This is a genomic window from Luteimonas campi, from assembly GCF_051162505.1.
Lineage (GTDB): Bacteria > Pseudomonadota > Gammaproteobacteria > Xanthomonadales > Xanthomonadaceae > Luteimonas.
Genome location: NZ_JBNWEM010000001.1, coordinates 145132 through 159246, shown reverse-complemented (window position 1 = coordinate 159246; position 14115 = coordinate 145132). Strand labels below are relative to the sequence as shown.

12 protein-coding genes, 2 tRNA genes and 1 pseudogene are annotated in these 14115 nt (G+C 68.5%); 5 read left to right on the top strand and 10 right to left on the bottom strand.

Annotation, left to right across the window (positions count from 1 at the left end; translation table 11 throughout):
• Nucleotides 1–12: 12 nt before the first annotated feature.
• The 3 genes from ACQYVW_RS00735 to ACQYVW_RS00725 all read left to right on the top strand — a co-directional run bounded on the left by ACQYVW_RS00735 (nucleotide 13) and on the right by ACQYVW_RS00725 (nucleotide 1676).
• The gene (locus tag ACQYVW_RS00735) at nucleotides 13–609 is read left to right on the top strand and encodes a hypothetical protein (RefSeq protein WP_434946244.1); all 597 of its coding nucleotides are present in this window, start codon (nucleotides 13–15) and stop codon (nucleotides 607–609) included.
• An 856-nt stretch (nucleotides 610–1465) separates the two neighbouring features.
• Nucleotides 1466–1541, top strand: a tRNA-Ala gene (locus ACQYVW_RS00730).
• 59 nt (nucleotides 1542–1600) lie between these two features.
• Nucleotides 1601–1676, top strand: a tRNA-Glu gene (locus tag ACQYVW_RS00725).
• A 319-nt stretch (nucleotides 1677–1995) separates the two neighbouring features.
• On the opposite strand, the gene ACQYVW_RS00720 is transcribed toward ACQYVW_RS00725, so the two are convergent.
• Together ACQYVW_RS00720 and ppsR are read right to left on the bottom strand one after the other, a co-directional pair.
• Nucleotides 1996–2490 carry a DUF1249 domain-containing protein gene (locus tag ACQYVW_RS00720; protein WP_434934128.1) on the bottom strand — a complete coding sequence of 165 codons (495 nt, stop codon included), beginning with the start codon at nucleotides 2488–2490 and terminating at the stop codon, nucleotides 1996–1998.
• 155 nt (nucleotides 2491–2645) lie between these two features.
• Complete coding sequence (ppsR, locus tag ACQYVW_RS00715) at nucleotides 2646–3467, bottom strand: posphoenolpyruvate synthetase regulatory kinase/phosphorylase PpsR (protein ID WP_434934127.1); 822 nt, start codon at nucleotides 3465–3467, stop codon at nucleotides 2646–2648.
• A gap of 119 nt (nucleotides 3468–3586) precedes the next feature.
• Between ppsR and ppsA the strand changes: the two genes are divergently transcribed.
• Complete coding sequence (ppsA, locus tag ACQYVW_RS00710) at nucleotides 3587–5998, top strand: phosphoenolpyruvate synthase (RefSeq protein WP_434945714.1); 2412 nt, start codon at nucleotides 3587–3589, stop codon at nucleotides 5996–5998.
• Between the two features lie 86 nt (nucleotides 5999–6084).
• Here ppsA and ACQYVW_RS00705 read toward each other — a convergent pair whose 3' ends face one another.
• Both ACQYVW_RS00705 and orn read right to left on the bottom strand, forming a co-directional pair.
• On the bottom strand, nucleotides 6085–6981 hold the full coding sequence (locus ACQYVW_RS00705) for an EcsC family protein (protein ID WP_434945713.1): 897 nt from the start codon (nucleotides 6979–6981) through the stop codon (nucleotides 6085–6087).
• Between the two features lie 55 nt (nucleotides 6982–7036).
• Nucleotides 7037–7618 carry an oligoribonuclease gene (gene orn, locus ACQYVW_RS00700; protein ID WP_434946243.1) on the bottom strand — a complete coding sequence of 194 codons (582 nt, stop codon included), beginning with the start codon at nucleotides 7616–7618 and terminating at the stop codon, nucleotides 7037–7039.
• 61 nt (nucleotides 7619–7679) lie between these two features.
• On the opposite strand from orn, the gene ACQYVW_RS00695 reads away from it, so the two are divergent.
• Nucleotides 7680–8165, top strand: a complete 486-nt coding sequence (locus tag ACQYVW_RS00695; protein ID WP_434945712.1) for a DUF2721 domain-containing protein — start codon at nucleotides 7680–7682, stop codon at nucleotides 8163–8165.
• 46 nt (nucleotides 8166–8211) lie between these two features.
• Here ACQYVW_RS00695 and tadA read toward each other — a convergent pair whose 3' ends face one another.
• The 6 genes and pseudogenes from tadA to guaB all read right to left on the bottom strand — a co-directional run bounded on the left by tadA (nucleotide 8212) and on the right by guaB (nucleotide 14014).
• Nucleotides 8212–8721: a tRNA adenosine(34) deaminase TadA gene (tadA, locus tag ACQYVW_RS00690; protein ID WP_434946242.1), complete on the bottom strand. Its 510-nt coding sequence runs from the start codon at nucleotides 8719–8721 to the stop codon at nucleotides 8212–8214.
• Between the two features lie 87 nt (nucleotides 8722–8808).
• A pseudogene (locus ACQYVW_RS00685) lies at nucleotides 8809–9126 on the bottom strand (GNAT family N-acetyltransferase); the annotation flags it as partial.
• Nucleotides 9127–9236: 110 nt separating this feature from the next.
• Nucleotides 9237–10223 (bottom strand): aldo/keto reductase, encoded by a 987-nt coding sequence (locus ACQYVW_RS00680; RefSeq protein ID WP_434945711.1) that lies wholly within the window; start codon nucleotides 10221–10223, stop codon nucleotides 9237–9239.
• A gap of 116 nt (nucleotides 10224–10339) precedes the next feature.
• Complete coding sequence (locus ACQYVW_RS00675; protein WP_434945710.1) at nucleotides 10340–10810, bottom strand: hypothetical protein; 471 nt, start codon at nucleotides 10808–10810, stop codon at nucleotides 10340–10342.
• A gap of 88 nt (nucleotides 10811–10898) precedes the next feature.
• Complete coding sequence (guaA, locus tag ACQYVW_RS00670) at nucleotides 10899–12464, bottom strand: glutamine-hydrolyzing GMP synthase (protein WP_434945709.1); 1566 nt, start codon at nucleotides 12462–12464, stop codon at nucleotides 10899–10901.
• A 92-nt stretch (nucleotides 12465–12556) separates the two neighbouring features.
• Nucleotides 12557–14014, bottom strand: coding sequence for an IMP dehydrogenase (guaB, locus tag ACQYVW_RS00665; protein ID WP_434945708.1), 1458 nt, complete (start codon nucleotides 14012–14014; stop codon nucleotides 12557–12559).
• Nucleotides 14015–14115 lie beyond the last annotated feature (101 nt).

The window sequence follows — 14115 nt, the reverse complement described above, 5'->3', positions numbered from 1 at the left end:
GCCACCAGGTCGATGCTCGCGTCGGCGGACCAGCTTCCACGCGACCAGGAAGTGTCCGAAACGGTGGTCGAACTGGCCGGTTGGGTCGTCGCGACCGAGGACAGTCAGGGTTATCCGTTCGCGATCATGGACAAGGCGGCCGCCCAGATTCTTGTATTCGGTGGCGACGGCCGCCTTCGCGGCGCGGCGCCTGGGCTCTTCGGCTCGGCGGTCGGGGATCACACGGCGCCGGGCATCGCTGGCCTGGCACTCCGTGAGATCCCGGGTCGCGACCGCACCACGCCCGCGGGGCGATTCGTCGGCGGTTACGGGCCTTCGATCGATGCCGGGCGCGTGCTGTGGGTGGACTACGATTCCGGGGTTTCCATCCACCCGACTGCAGCGGGTGTTCCTGCGGAGAAGCGCGCCGAACGGCTGGCGTCGCCCACCCCCGACGACAACCGCGTCACGCATGGCTGCATCAATGTCGCCCCCGACTTCTACGAGCGGGTAGTCCGCCCGACGTTCGAGCGAGGCGGGGTGTTCTATATCCTCCCGGATACGCAATCGTTGGCGGAAGCCATTCCCGAGTTCGCGAAAAGCCGCGCGAACGCGAAACGCAGCGATTGAGGACTACCGCTCGGGGTTGAACGTAGTCATCCCCCGGGCGTCCCGGATAAGCCGGGTCTGATGCAGCTCCCGCCGCTGATTGCTGGCCAGCCGGCCGGCTCTTGGTTTGTGATCGACCCAAGACGCCCTCAGGGCGTCCCTCCGGCGTCGATGCACCAGTCGGCTGCCCTCCCCCATCCTCGTGCGGACCGCGCCCGCTTCGACGGCAATATCTCCCGTACGGCAGTCGATCTCACCTGCCGCGACTTGATGGTCAGCAGCGCCTGCCTCCGGACCGACGCCATGGTCATCGCGTGCGGTTGCATCGACCTGCAGCGGGCGCGAGTTGCGTGGTTCCCGAACCCGACCCGCGCAGAGGCCGCTTGCTCCATCGCCTCGGACTCGCCGTGCCGCAGCGGCAGACGCGCGTTGCGGACGTGTGACCCAGGTCGAGCCAGCGTGGCGGGACACCGTCCGCTGCCATGCAGGCCTGGGCCGTGGTTGCCACGCCAAGGTGGTGCGCGCTGCACTGGCCAGCCTGATCGGGGGCGACCGAGGAACGGGCATGGCAGAGCACCGCTTCGCTGGCGCCCTTAGGTTCGACGCCTGAGCGATGTCATTGCACGGCCCTCGCGCATCGCAGCGCATCGCGGCGCCTCACGGCGCCCGCGTGGCACCCCCTCTCGCTGTCGGTCCGGCGAGGCGACACGCAGCGTCGATTGGCGCGCGCGTGCCTTCGCATTGATGCTCCGGTGGCGCGCGAGGCGCGCGCTTCCGACCCGCCCCCCCGTCGCGCATCCCCCATCGTCATCGGATTGCACGACACCTGTTGACGGACCCCGCAGGCGCCCCTACAATTTCGCGCTTTCCAGCCCGTGGGGCCATAGCTCAGCTGGGAGAGCGCCTGCATGGCATGCAGGAGGTCGGCGGTTCGATCCCGCCTGGCTCCACCACAATTCGCTGCACGTTCCGCTGCACAGGCCGCGCGGTAACGGACAACAAGGTTTACCGCGTCCCCATCGTCTAGAGGCCTAGGACATTACCCTTTCACGGTAGCGACCGGGGTTCGAATCCCCGTGGGGACGCCAGTTTCGATGGGTCCGGAGCAATCCGGGCCCATTTTTTTGTGCTTCTCCGATGGCGGGAGTCCGCTGGAACTGAAAGCCGGCGATCGGGCCTGCGAAGCGAGTCGTTTCAGGCCAGGCTTGCGGCACCGTTCGGCGAGTCCGCTGCTCAACCTACCCCGCTGCAGTGTTCCCGACCGCAGAGAGCGCCCCGGCCGAAAGGCGCGGCGGCATTGCTAGGCGAGAACGGCAGGCTGTCCCCTGCGCCCAGCCCCGCGGAGGAAACCGTTTGGGCCTGTTGCCGACCGCCTGTGCATGCACCGGCGCCGACACGCGGGAAGCCTCAGTTCGCGGTCGCCCCCGCCGCGCTGTCCGCGGGCACCTGCCGCAGCGTCGCCACGCCATGGCCGTTCTCGGCCAGGTACTGCAGCCACTTGCCCAGGAAGGTGTTCATCCGCATGCGGTGGTCGAGCACCTCGGCCGGAGGCGGATACATGCCGATCACATCCTGCCAGCGTCGCCCGACGTAGCAATGCGTGGCCTCGGCCTGGCGCGCGTCGCGATACAGGCGCAGGAAGGCCGACGGGTCGGGCTCGCCAGTGACGGGATCGCGCACCGTGTAGGTCAAGCGCAGTTCGGTGGTGTAGGCATGCTGCTCCAGGACATCCAGCTGCACGTCCAGGCCGTTGCCGATGCTGGAGACGTAGCGGCCCACCGCCAGATCGGCCGGTTCGAACAGGCGCGTCGCGCGCAGGTAGTTCTCCGCGTACAGCCCCATCAGCCAGCCGAAACGGCCCAGGCGGGGAATCTGCGAACTGCGCGCGGCGATCTGATGCATGCATCGATCCTACACGCTGCCGCGGCGCGCCGGCAGGATTGAAGATTCAGGCCGGAGCCCCTACGTTAAGGAGGTTGGGCGAGGCGTCGGGCGCATGCCTCGCCGCCAAGGCGCACCGCCCGCGGCAACAGGCGCACACCCCATGTCGGCACGCCTCAGTACATCACCCGCTGCAGACCCAGGGTCGACATCACCTTGCTCGAGATTTCCTCGATGGACACGTGGGTGGTACTGAGCACCGGAATGCGTTCGGCCCGGAACAGCTTTTCCGCGGCCAGCACCTCGCGCCTGCAGGTTTCAGGATCGGCGTAGGTCGAACCGGGCCGTCGCTCCTGGCGGATCTGCTGCAGGCGCACCGGATCGATCGTGAGACCGAACAGCTTGGAACGGTGCGCGCGCAGGCGCGGCGGCAGGCGATCGTGCTCCAGGTCCTCGTCGGTCAGAGGATAGTTCGCCGCCGCCACGCCATGGTGCAGGGCCAGGTAGATGCACGTGGGCGTCTTGCCTGCGCGCGAGACCGCCACCAGGATCACGTCGGCCAGGTCGTAGTTGATCGACATCCCGTCATCGTGCGCGAGTGCGAAGTTCATGGCGTTGATGCGGCGGTGGTAGGTCTCGAAGTCCACCATGCCATGCGCCTGCCCTACCTTCGCCTGGCGCTTCTCGCCCAGTTCGGCCTCGAGCCGCTCGATGAAAGGTTCGAACACATCGAGCATCAGCGCCCCGCTGTGCGCCAGTGCGGCGGAAATCTCCGGATTGACCGAGGAGTTGATCACGATGGGCCGCTGGCCCTGCGCCTGGCCTGCCTGCCGGATGCGTTCGGCGACCTCCAGAGCCCGCTCGACGCTGTCCACAAACGGGATGCGGCTGGTCTCGAAGCGCATGTCGCCGAACTGGGTGAGCAGGCTGTGACCGATGGTTTCGGCGGTGATGCCGGTTCCATCCGAAACATAGAACACGAGTCGAGTCGTTGACAACGCTGTCTCCTTGATGACGAACGCCTGCCGTGGCCGGCCTGGGGGCTAAAATAGCGTCCTTTTCGACCGGGCGCCGCCCAGTTGTTTTTCGTTTTTCGCCACGTTTCGGGAGTTCCGCCTTGAACCAGCCTGCACCGCACCCCTCCGGCTCGACGGCCGACATCCTCTGGCTGCACGACCTGCGGCTGACCGATCTGGCCCAGGTGGGCGGCAAGAACTCCTCGCTCGGCGAGATGATCGGCCAGCTCTCCGGCCTCGGCGTCTCGGTGCCGGGCGGATTCGCGACCACGGCCGATGCATTCAAGGCCTTCATCGCCCACAACGACCTGCACCAGCGGATCTTCGACCGGCTGGCCCCGCTCGATGTGGAGGACGTCGCGGCGTTGACCGCGGCCGGCGGCGAGATCCGCGGCTGGGTGATCGAGGCCCCGCTGCAGCCGCAGCTCGACGCGGGGATCCGCGAAGCTTACGCAAAGCTGTGCGCCGAGAATGGCGGTGGCGATGTCGCCGTGGCGGTGCGTTCCTCGGCCACCGCCGAGGACCTGCCCGATGCTTCGTTCGCCGGCCAGCAGGAAACCTTCCTCAACGTCACCGGTGCCGACGATGTGGTGCGCAAGGTCAAGGAAGTCTTCGCCAGCCTCTACAACGACCGCGCCATCGCCTATCGCGTGCACCACGGCTTCAAGCACGAGGATGTGTTCCTGTCCGCCGGCGTGCAGCTGATGGTGCGCTCGGACGTGGGCGCCTCGGGCGTGCTGTTCACCCTCGACACCGAATCGGGCTTCCGCGACGTGGTGTTCGTGACCTCCAGCTTCGGCCTCGGCGAGATGGTGGTCCAGGGCGCGGTGAACCCCGACGAGTTCTATGTCTACAAGCCCACCCTCAAGGCCGGCAAGCCTGCGATCCTGCGCCGCTCGCTGGGCGCCAAGCAGCTGCGCATGGTTTATTCCGACCAGCCCGGGGAGCGCGTACGCACCGAGAACACCCCGGCCGAGCTTCGCCGCACCTTCTCCATCAGCGATGCCGACGTGCAGGAACTGTCGAAGCAGGCGCTGGTGATCGAACAGCACTATGGCCGGCCGATGGACATCGAGTGGGCGAAGGACGGCGTCAGCGGCAAGCTGTTCATCGTGCAGGCTCGCCCGGAAACCGTGAAGTCGCGCGCCAAGGCCACGCAGATCGAGCGCTATTCGCTCGAGCAACGCGGCAACGTGATCGCCGAGGGCCGTGCCATCGGCCAGAAGATCGGCAAGGGCGTGGCGCGCGTGGTCCGCAGCCTCGACGACATGGCCCGCGTGCAGCCCGGGGACGTGCTGGTGGCCGACATGACCGATCCCGACTGGGAGCCGGTGATGAAGCGTTCGGCGGCGATCGTCACCAACCGCGGTGGCCGCACCTGCCACGCCGCGATCATCGCGCGCGAGCTGGGCGTGCCCGCCGTGGTCGGCACCGGCAACGCGCTGGACGCGATCGAGGACGGAAAGGAAGTGACCGTCAGCTGCGCCGAAGGCGACACCGGCTTCATCTACGACGGCGCCCTGCCCTTCGAACGCACCACCACCGACCTGACCTCGATGCCCGAGGCGCCGCTCAAGATCATGATGAACGTCGCCAACCCCGAGCGCGCGTTCGACTTCGGCCAGCTGCCCAACGCCGGTATCGGCCTCGCGCGCCTGGAGATGATCATCGCCGCGCATATCGGCGTGCACCCCAATGCGCTGCTGGAGTACGAGCGCCAGGATGCGGCGACGAAGAAGAAGATCGACGAGAAGATCGCAGGCTATGCCTCGCCGGTCGATTTCTACGTCGACCGCCTGGCCGAGGGCATCGCCACGCTCACCGCGTCGGTCGCGCCGAACCCGGTGATCGTGCGCCTGTCGGACTTCAAGTCCAACGAGTACGCCAACCTGATCGGCGGCCCGAACTACGAGCCGCACGAAGAGAACCCGATGATCGGCTTCCGCGGCGCCAGCCGCTACGTCGATCCGTCCTTCGCCAAGGCCTTCGCGCTGGAATGCCGCGCGGTGCTGCGCGTGCGCAACGAGATGGGCCTGGAGAACCTCTGGGTGATGATCCCGTTCGTGCGCACGCTGGAGGAAGGCCGCAAGGTGGTCGAGGTACTGGCCGAGAACGGCCTGCGCCAAGGCGAGAACGGCCTGAAGATCATCATGATGTGCGAGGTGCCGTCCAATGCGCTGCTGGCGGACGAGTTCCTCGACATCTTCGACGGGTTCTCGATCGGCTCCAACGACCTCACCCAGCTCACCCTCGGCCTGGACCGCGATTCCTCGATCGTCGCCCACCTGTTCGACGAGCGGAACCCGGCCGTGAAGAAGCTGCTGTCGATGGCGATCAAGGCCGCGCGCGCCAAGGGCAAGTACGTCGGCATCTGCGGCCAGGGCCCGAGCGACCATCCCGACCTCGCGCAGTGGCTGATGGAGGAAGGCATCGAGTCGGTGTCGCTCAATCCCGACACCGTGGTCGATACCTGGCTGAAGCTGGCGCGCTCCAAGGCGAAAGCCGGCGGCTGACCCGGCGGCTATGGCCCGCGACGATACGCCGCGGGCCTGTCGTCGTCGGCTCGGCGGGTGCTGCCCGGGATGGTCCGCCTTGGCCCTTATCCGCGGCGGGAAGAGACCTCGATCGGACGGGCCGGACGCGCCCTGCCCTCGCGCGCGAGCCGGTCGTAGGCTTCGTGCACCGCAGCCTCCCCGTAGCGGCGCTCCAGTCGCCGCACGATGAAGTGGCCGCGCGCCATGTCCTGGTAGTAGTCGGTGAACATGGTATTGAGCGTCGCGCCGGTGGCCGCGCCCACGATCGGGACCGCCTGGGCGGCGAACTTCTCGGTCACGACCACGCCGAAGCGCGTGGCCACTTTCTCGACCAGCTTGGCCAGCCATTTCCCGGCCTCCTTCGATCCCACGCCGCCGGTCAGCCCCTGGCCCGCAAGGCTGCGTCCGGCAAGCTCGGCCGAGAGGTGGCGCATCACGTCGGCGGTGAAGCCGCGGGCGAGGTAGTAGCCCGTCTCGCTGGCATCGTCCCGGTCGGACTTGCCGCCCAGCGCGAACACTTCCAGGCAGGCCTGCTGGGTGGCCGGATCGGACAGGTCGAAGCCCTCGCTGCGCGCGACGTCGGCCACCGCGCGCATCATGATCGTGGTCGAGACCGGCAGCTCGACGAACAGCGCGGCGAAGCCGAACGCCCCGCCCACCGCGCCCGTCGTCGCGGCGGCGAGCTTGTGCCAGCGGGTCGACGCGCCGCGGCCAGGTGCGTTGTCCATGCTCCACAGCGCGACCTGCGTGGACTTGTGGAGCGCCGCCTCCACTGCGCCATGGATGCGATCGGATACGGAGGCGGGCAGCGCCCGCACGGCGAACTCCAGCGGCGTGCCCACCAGGCTGGCCATGCGCGCGGTGATCGTGGGCGCTTCCAGCAGCGCCACGGCGCGGCGCAGGTCGGCGCCATCCAGGGTGTCGGCGATCAGGCCTTCGGCCGGTTCGAGCATCTGTGCCATGCCGGGATGCTAGCGCTCCGCGCGGGCATGGGGCAGCCCCGGCCCGCGGCGCGGTTCAGTCGCGCGCAGGCTGCCCCGACAACGGGCCCATGAAGCTCCGGTAATGGCGCAATTCGGCGATCGAATCGTGCACGTCGCTCAGCGCGGTGTGGGCGGAGGCCTTGCGCACGCCCGACAGCACCTGCGGCGCCCAGCGCCGCGCAAGCTCCTTGAGCGTGCTCACGTCGAGGTTGCGGTAGTGGAAGAAGCGCTCCAGCATCGGCATCTGCCGGTGCAGGAAACGCCGGTCCTGGCAGATCGAGTTGCCGCACATCGGAGACTGGCGCGGGCCAAGCCACTGCTGCAGGAAAGCCAAGGTGCGCTGCTCGGCCTCGGCCATCGACACGCCTTCCTCCAGCACCCGGCGCCAGAGTCCGGACTTGGCGTGCTGGTTGCGGTTCCATTCGTCCATCGCCTCGAGCGTGGCCAGCGGATGCGCGATGGCCAACGACGGGCCTTCGGCCAGCACCTCGAGGGCGGCATCGGTGACGACGGTGCCGATCTCGAGGATCGAGTCGCGGTCGGTGTCCAGGCCGGTCATCTCCAGGTCGATCCAGACCAGGCGGCCATTGCCCTGTGCGGTGTCGTGCGGTGCCATGCGCTCGCGGCGGTTGTCGGGACGCGGCATGATAACCCGGTCGCCCAACGCAACCTCCGCCATGCCGTCCAACGCTCCGCTGGCCCATTACGCGATCCTGACCGCCATGCTCGCGCCTGCGTTCTTCCTGACCGCGACCGCGGCACTGCTGGCCTCGGCCAACGCGCGCCTGGCGCGGATCATCGATCGCGCCCGGCAACTTCTCAAGGACCTGGCCGAGATCGAGGACCCGGCCGAACGCAAGGTGCTGGAGGCACGGATCGTGGTCCAGCGCCGCCGCAGCCAGATCATCCTGCGCGCCAGCCAGTTGCTGTACGTGGCGATCAGCTGCTTCGTGGGCACCAGCCTGCTGGTCGCCGGCGATTCCTTCTTCAACCATGTGTTCGGCCCCGGCCCGACCATCATGGCCGTGCTCGGGGTGCTGGCGATGTTCGGCTCGAGCCTGTTGCTGGCCAGCGAGGCCTCGATGGCGGTACGCGCGATCAACGACGAGATGGACGACCGCCACCGCTTCGCCAACCGGCTCGGCACGCCTCCGCAGGCCTGAGCCCACGCCCCCGCGCGCGTACGCCGCGAACCCGCGGCACGCGGCCCTACAGCGGCGGCTTGCCGCGCTTGGCGCGGAAGTAATTGGACAGCCGCCGCCCCGCCTCCTCGCCCAGCACCCCACCCTGCACCGCCACGCGGTGGTTGTGCCGGGGATCGGCGACCAGGTCGAAGACGCTGCCGCAGGCCCCGGTCTTCGGATCCGTGGCGCCATAGACCAGTCTCGCCACCCGTGCATGCACCAGCGCCATGGCGCACATCGCGCAGGGCTCCAGGGTCACGTACAAGGTGCTGCCGAGCAGGCGATGGTTGCCGAGCCTGCGCCCCGCCTCGCGCATGGCCATGATCTCGGCGTGGGCGCTGGGGTCGTGGTCGGAAATGTTGCGGTTCCAGCCCTCGCCGAGGATCTCCCCCTCCGCCGACACCAGCACGGCGCCCACGGGTATCTCGTCGTCTTCGCGCTGCGCGCGCTCGCCGAGGGCCAGCGAGTGGCGCATCCAGCGCTCGTCCCCTGCGGCATCGGCTGCCGTCGGTGCGGGCGCTTCCCTGGCATCCAGCAGCTTCCACAGCACGCGGGTCGCGGCGAGCGGGCCCAGCGGCTTGTAGGCGTACTCGGGGATGTCGCCGGCGACGTGGTAGCCCAGCCGGCGATAGAACGCGCCTGGCCCGTCGACGAGGGAGGCATCGAGCGTGATCAGCCGACGGCCCTGCGCGCGCGCGGCCTGCTCCAGCGCCTGCACGATCGCAGCGCCGATGCCGCTGCCGCGCGCCTGCGCCGTGGTCATCACCTTGGTCAGCTCCGCCCGGTGCGGCTGGCTGGGCGCAGCCACCAGCAGCAGCGAACCCGTGGCCAGCAAGCGCTCGCCGCGCCAGGCGCACAGCACGATGCGCTCGCCGCGTGCCGCCGAGCGCAGGGCTCCATCCCAGAAATCCCTGGCCTCGGCGGGATCCAGCGGATGCATGAAACCCACCGACCCGTTCGCGGCCACCGTCTCGACCAGCAGGGCAGCCAGCGCCTCCCGATCTTGCTCGCGCGCCGGACCGATGCGGAGCGGGCCTGCTGCCTCGTCCATCACCAGCGCTGGTGCACGTGCGGCTGGATGTCCTGGTCGTAGATGCGCGCCACCGCGTCCATGGTCGACGCCGGCAGAGCCGCCAGATCGGCGGCGGCGATGTTCGCCAGCGCCTGCTGCCGGTTGCGCGCGCCGGGAATCACCACCGAGACCGCCTCGTCCATCAGGATCCAGCGCAGCGCCAGCTGGGCCAGGGTCGCACCTTCCGGCACCAGCGGCCTCAGCTTCTCCACCGCGGCCAGGCCCACCTCGTAGGGCACCCCCGAAAACGTCTCGCCCACGTCGAAGGCGTCGCCATGGCGGTTGAACTGGCGGTGGTCGTCGGATTCGAAGCGCGTGTCGGCGCGGAACTTGCCGCTGAGCAGACCGCTGGCCAGCGGCACACGCACGATCACGGCGATCCCCCGCCGCTGCGCCTCGCGGAAGAACAACGCGGCCGGGCGCAGCCGGAACATGTTGTAGATGATCTGCACGCTGGCGACGTGCGGGTACTCGATCGCCTTGAGCGCCTCTTCCACGCGTTCGACGCTGACGCCGTAACGCGCGATCTTGCCGCGCTCGACCAGCCGGTCCATGCGCTCGAAGATCTCAGGACGGTAGTAGGCATCCGTCGGCGGGCAATGCAGCTGCACCAGGTCGAGCGTGTCGACCTCGAGATTGCGCAGGCTGCGATCGATCCAGCCCTCCAGGTTCTCCGCGCTGTAGCCCTCGACCGTCTGCGCCGACAGGCGCCGGCCGGCCTTGGTGGCCACGAACGGGCGCTCGCCGCCGCGCTCCTTCAGCACGCGCGCGATCAGGCGCTCGGAATGGCCGTCGCCATAGACGTCGGCGGTGTCGATGAAATCGAGGCCGGCATCGAGCGCGGCGTGAAGCGCCGCGACCGACTCGGCGTCGTCCACCTTGCCCCAGGCCGCGCCGATGGCCCAGGCGCCAAAGCCGATCTCGCCCACGTTGCGGCCGGTACGGCCGAAGGGTCTGGATTGCATCTCGTTCTCCACATGGGGGCGACGCCGCGCGCATGATGGCGCCGGCCAGGTATCGAGCGGAATTCTATCGCCAACGGCACCCGCCGCCTGTCGCGACGCCGGGCCTGCAGGTACGATCAGCCGCCGTACGACCAGACCCGCACCTCGCCGCCGTGGCTGCGAACGCGCCAGAACGACCGCGACAACTGTTCACGCCCGCGCACCCGGCTGACCAGGGTGTCGCCCACTTTGGCGGTACTGGTAACCTCGACTACCGCGCTACGGCCATCCGGAGCGATCCGGATTGACTTGAGGTCGTAGTCGGCCTCGATCGTCAGCAGGCCGCCCGTCTGGCTGGACAGCTGCTGCGCGAACCTCAGCGACTTCCGGCTCAGCTCGCAGGACTGCGCACCGTCGAGGGTCCTGCTCGCCGCGCCCGACGCGCCGCGTTCGACCCAGCGAAGGCTGTAGTCGTCGGCGATGCCCGCGCAGATGCGCTCTTCGTCGAAACTGCGCAATGCCTCCAACTGTTGCCGATAGTGCTCCCGCACATGCGACTCATCGATCGTTCGACCGTTCTCGTAGACGAACAGCGCGACGACGCCCATTACCGCCACCAGCAGCAGTTTCCCCCAGCATCGGCTTTCTTCCCCTGGATTGGATGTCCAGGCCCGCCCCAACGGGCCTGGGACCATGCTACTCCCACTCGATCGTCGCAGGCGGCTTGCCGGAGATGTCGTAGACCACGCGCGAGACGCCGCGCAGCTCGTTGATGATGCGGTTGGAGACGCTGCCGAGGAAGTCGTACGGCAGGTGCGCCCAGTGCGCGGTCATGAAGTCGATGGTCTCGACCGCGCGCAGGGCAATCACCCATTCGTAGGCGCGGGCATCGCCCACCACGCCCACCGACTTCACCGGCAGGAACACGGCGAAGGCCTGCGAGGTTCTGTCGTACAGGTCCGCCTTGCGCAGTTCCTCGATGAAGATCGCATCGGCGCGCGCCAGCAGCTCGGCGTACTCGCGCTTCACCTCGCCCAGGATCCGCACGCCCAGGCCGGGGCCCGGGAACGGATGGCGGTAGACCATGGTGCGCGGCAGGCCGAGCTCCACGCCCAGGCGCCGCACCTCGTCCTTGAACAGCTCGCGCAGCGGCTCGACCAGACCGAGCTTCATGTGCTCGGGCAGGCCGCCGACGTTGTGATGGCTCTTGATGACGTGGGCCTTGCCGGTCTTGCTGCCGGCCGATTCGATCACGTCCGGATAGATCGTGCCCTGCGCCAGCCAGCGCGCGTTCTTCAGCTTGCCCGACTCTTCCTCGAAGATCTCGACGAACAGGTTGCCGATGATCTTGCGCTTGGCTTCCGGGTCGGCCACGCCTTCCAGTGCCTTGAAGTAGCGGTCTGCGGCGTCGACGCGGATCACCTTGACGCCCATGTGCTCAGCGAACATCGCCATCACCTGGTCGCCTTCCTGCCAGCGCAGCAGGCCGGTGTCGACGAACACGCAGGTCAGCTGCTCGCCGATGGCCTTGTGCAGCAGCGCGGCGACGACGGACGAATCCACGCCACCCGACAGGCCGAGGATGACCTCGTCCGAACCGACCTGCTCGCGAACGCGCGCGATCTGGTCGTCGATGATGTTGGCCGCGGTCCACAGCGTCTGGCAGCCGCACACATCCACCACGAACCGGCGCAGCAGGGTCTGGCCCTGCAGGGTATGGGTAACTTCCGGGTGGAACTGCACGCCGTACCAGCGCCTGTCCTCGTTGGCCATCGCCGCGACCGGGATGCGGTCGGTGGTGGCGGTGATGGTGAATCCCGGCGGCACCTGCGAGACATGGTCGCCGTGGCTCATCCACACGTCCAGCCGCGACGCGCCGGCATGGTCGGTCAGCCCCGAGAACAGCGCGTCCGGCGCGATCACATCCACTTCGGCATGGCCGAACTCGCGCTGGTCGGCCGCTTCGGTGGCCCCGCCCAGCTGCGCGGCCAGGGTCTGCATGCCGTAGCAGATGCCGAGGATCGGCAGACCGCTGTCGAACACCTGCTGCGGCGCGGCGGGCGCGCCCGGCAGCGTGGTCGACTCCGGGCCGCCCGACAGGATGATGCCCCTGGCCCCGAACGCGGCGATCTCGGCCGGGTCGTGGTCCCAGGCCCAGATCTCGCAGTACACGCCGATCTCGCGGATGCGGCGGGCGATCAGCTGCGTGTACTGCGCGCCGAAGTCGAGGATCAGGATCTTGTCGGTATGGATGTTGGTCATGGACGCAGGACGGGTGCGGAGTCGAAATGCAGCCGGCGCGGCTGCAGATGTGGAAAGGGGAACGGGTGGACCCCGTTCCCCTCGTATCGGCCTCAGCCGATCTGGTAGTTCGGCGGCTGCTTGGTGATGGTCACGTCGTGGACGTGGCTCTCGCGCTGGCCGGCGCCGGTGATGCGCACGAACTTCGGCTCGCTGCGCATCTGCTCGATCGTGGCGCAGCCCACGTAGCCCATGGTGGCGCGCAGGCCGCCGGCGAGCTGGTGGATGATGCTGCTGAGCGGTCCGCGGTACGGCACCCGCCCCTCGATGCCTTCGGGCACCAGCTTGTCGGCGTCGCTGGCGTCCTGGAAGTAGCGGTCCTTCGACCCCTTCTCCATCGCGCCCAGCGAACCCATGCCGCGGTAGCTCTTGTAGCTGCGGCCCTGGAACAGCTCGACCTCGCCCGGCGACTCCTCGGTGCCGGCGAACAGGCCGCCGATCATCACCGTCGAGGCGCCGGCGACCAGCGCCTTGCCGATGTCGCCCGAGTAGCGGATGCCGCCGTCGGCGATCAGCGGGATGCGGTCCTGCAGCGCCTCGGCCACCAGGTCGATGGCGGTGATCTGCGGCACGCCCACGCCCGCGACCACGCGCGTGGTGCAGATCGAACCGGGGCCGACGCCGACCTTGACCGCGTCGGCACCGGCGTCCATCAGCGCCAGCGCGGCATCGCCGGTGACGATATTGCCGCCGATGACCTGCAGCTGCGGGAAAGTCTTCTTGACCCAGGCCACGCGGTCGATCACGCCCTGGGAATGGCCGTGCGCGGTATCGACGATCACCACGTCCACGCCGGCGGCGGCGAGCGCGGCCACGCGTTCCTCGGTGTCGCCACCCACGCCTACCGCGGCGCCGACCAGCAGCTGCTCGTCGGGATCGTAGGCGGCATTGGGGTTGTCGCTCTTCTTCTGGATGTCCTTGACCGTGATCAGGCCGCGCAGCTCGAAAGCGTCGTTGACGACCAGCACCTTCTCGATACGGTGCCGGTGCAGCAGGCCGATCACCTCATCGTCCGAGGCGCCCTCCTTCACCGTGACCAGGCGGTCCTTCTTGGTCATGATGTTGCGCACCGGGTCGTCGAGCTTCTTCTCGAAGCGCATGTCGCGCCCGGTTACGATGCCGACCAGCTGGCCGCCGTCGACCACAGGCACGCCGGAGATGTTGCGCGCGCGGGTGAGCTTGAGCACCTCGCCGATGGTCGTCATCGGGCCGACGGTGAAGGGCTCGCGGATCACGCCGGCCTCGAAGTTCTTGACCTTCGCGACCTCGGCGGCCTGCAGCTCAGCCGACAGGTTCTTGTGGATGATGCCGATGCCGCCGAGCTGGGCCATGGCGATGGCCAGGCGGGCCTCGGTCACCGTGTCCATGGCGGCCGAGACGATCGGCAGCTTCAGGCGCAGGGATTTCGTGAGCTGGGTGGCGAGCGAGACGTCCTTGGGCAGGACGGTGGAGTGCGCGGGGACGAGCGAAACGTCGTCGTACGTCAGTGCTTCAGCCTGGATGCGGAGCATCGGCAGTCCCGGGAGAGGTGGGGAAGCGCGTCATTATACCGCGCTGCGCCATCGCCGCGCAGGCAGTTCCGATCACCGCCCCTCGACCGCGCCTGGCACAG

Coding starts and splice junctions, on each gene's coding strand:
- ACQYVW_RS00735 (WP_434946244.1), top strand. CDS start 13: ATGCTCGCGTCGGCGGACCAGCTTCCACGCGACCAGGAAGTGTCCGAA.
- ACQYVW_RS00720 (WP_434934128.1), bottom strand. CDS start 2,490: ATGCATCAGATCGCCGCGCGCAGTTCGCAGATTCCCCGCCTGGGCCGT.
- ACQYVW_RS00705 (WP_434945713.1), bottom strand. CDS start 6,981: ATGGCACAGATGCTCGAACCGGCCGAAGGCCTGATCGCCGACACCCTG.
- orn (WP_434946243.1), bottom strand. CDS start 7,618: ATGGCACCGCACGACACCGCACAGGGCAATGGCCGCCTGGTCTGGATC.
- ACQYVW_RS00695 (WP_434945712.1), top strand. CDS start 7,680: ATGCCGTCCAACGCTCCGCTGGCCCATTACGCGATCCTGACCGCCATG.
- ACQYVW_RS00680 (WP_434945711.1), bottom strand. CDS start 10,223: ATGCAATCCAGACCCTTCGGCCGTACCGGCCGCAACGTGGGCGAGATC.
- ACQYVW_RS00675 (WP_434945710.1), bottom strand. CDS start 10,810: ATGGGCGTCGTCGCGCTGTTCGTCTACGAGAACGGTCGAACGATCGAT.
- guaA (WP_434945709.1), bottom strand. CDS start 12,464: ATGACCAACATCCATACCGACAAGATCCTGATCCTCGACTTCGGCGCG.
- guaB (WP_434945708.1), bottom strand. CDS start 14,014: ATGCTCCGCATCCAGGCTGAAGCACTGACGTACGACGACGTTTCGCTC.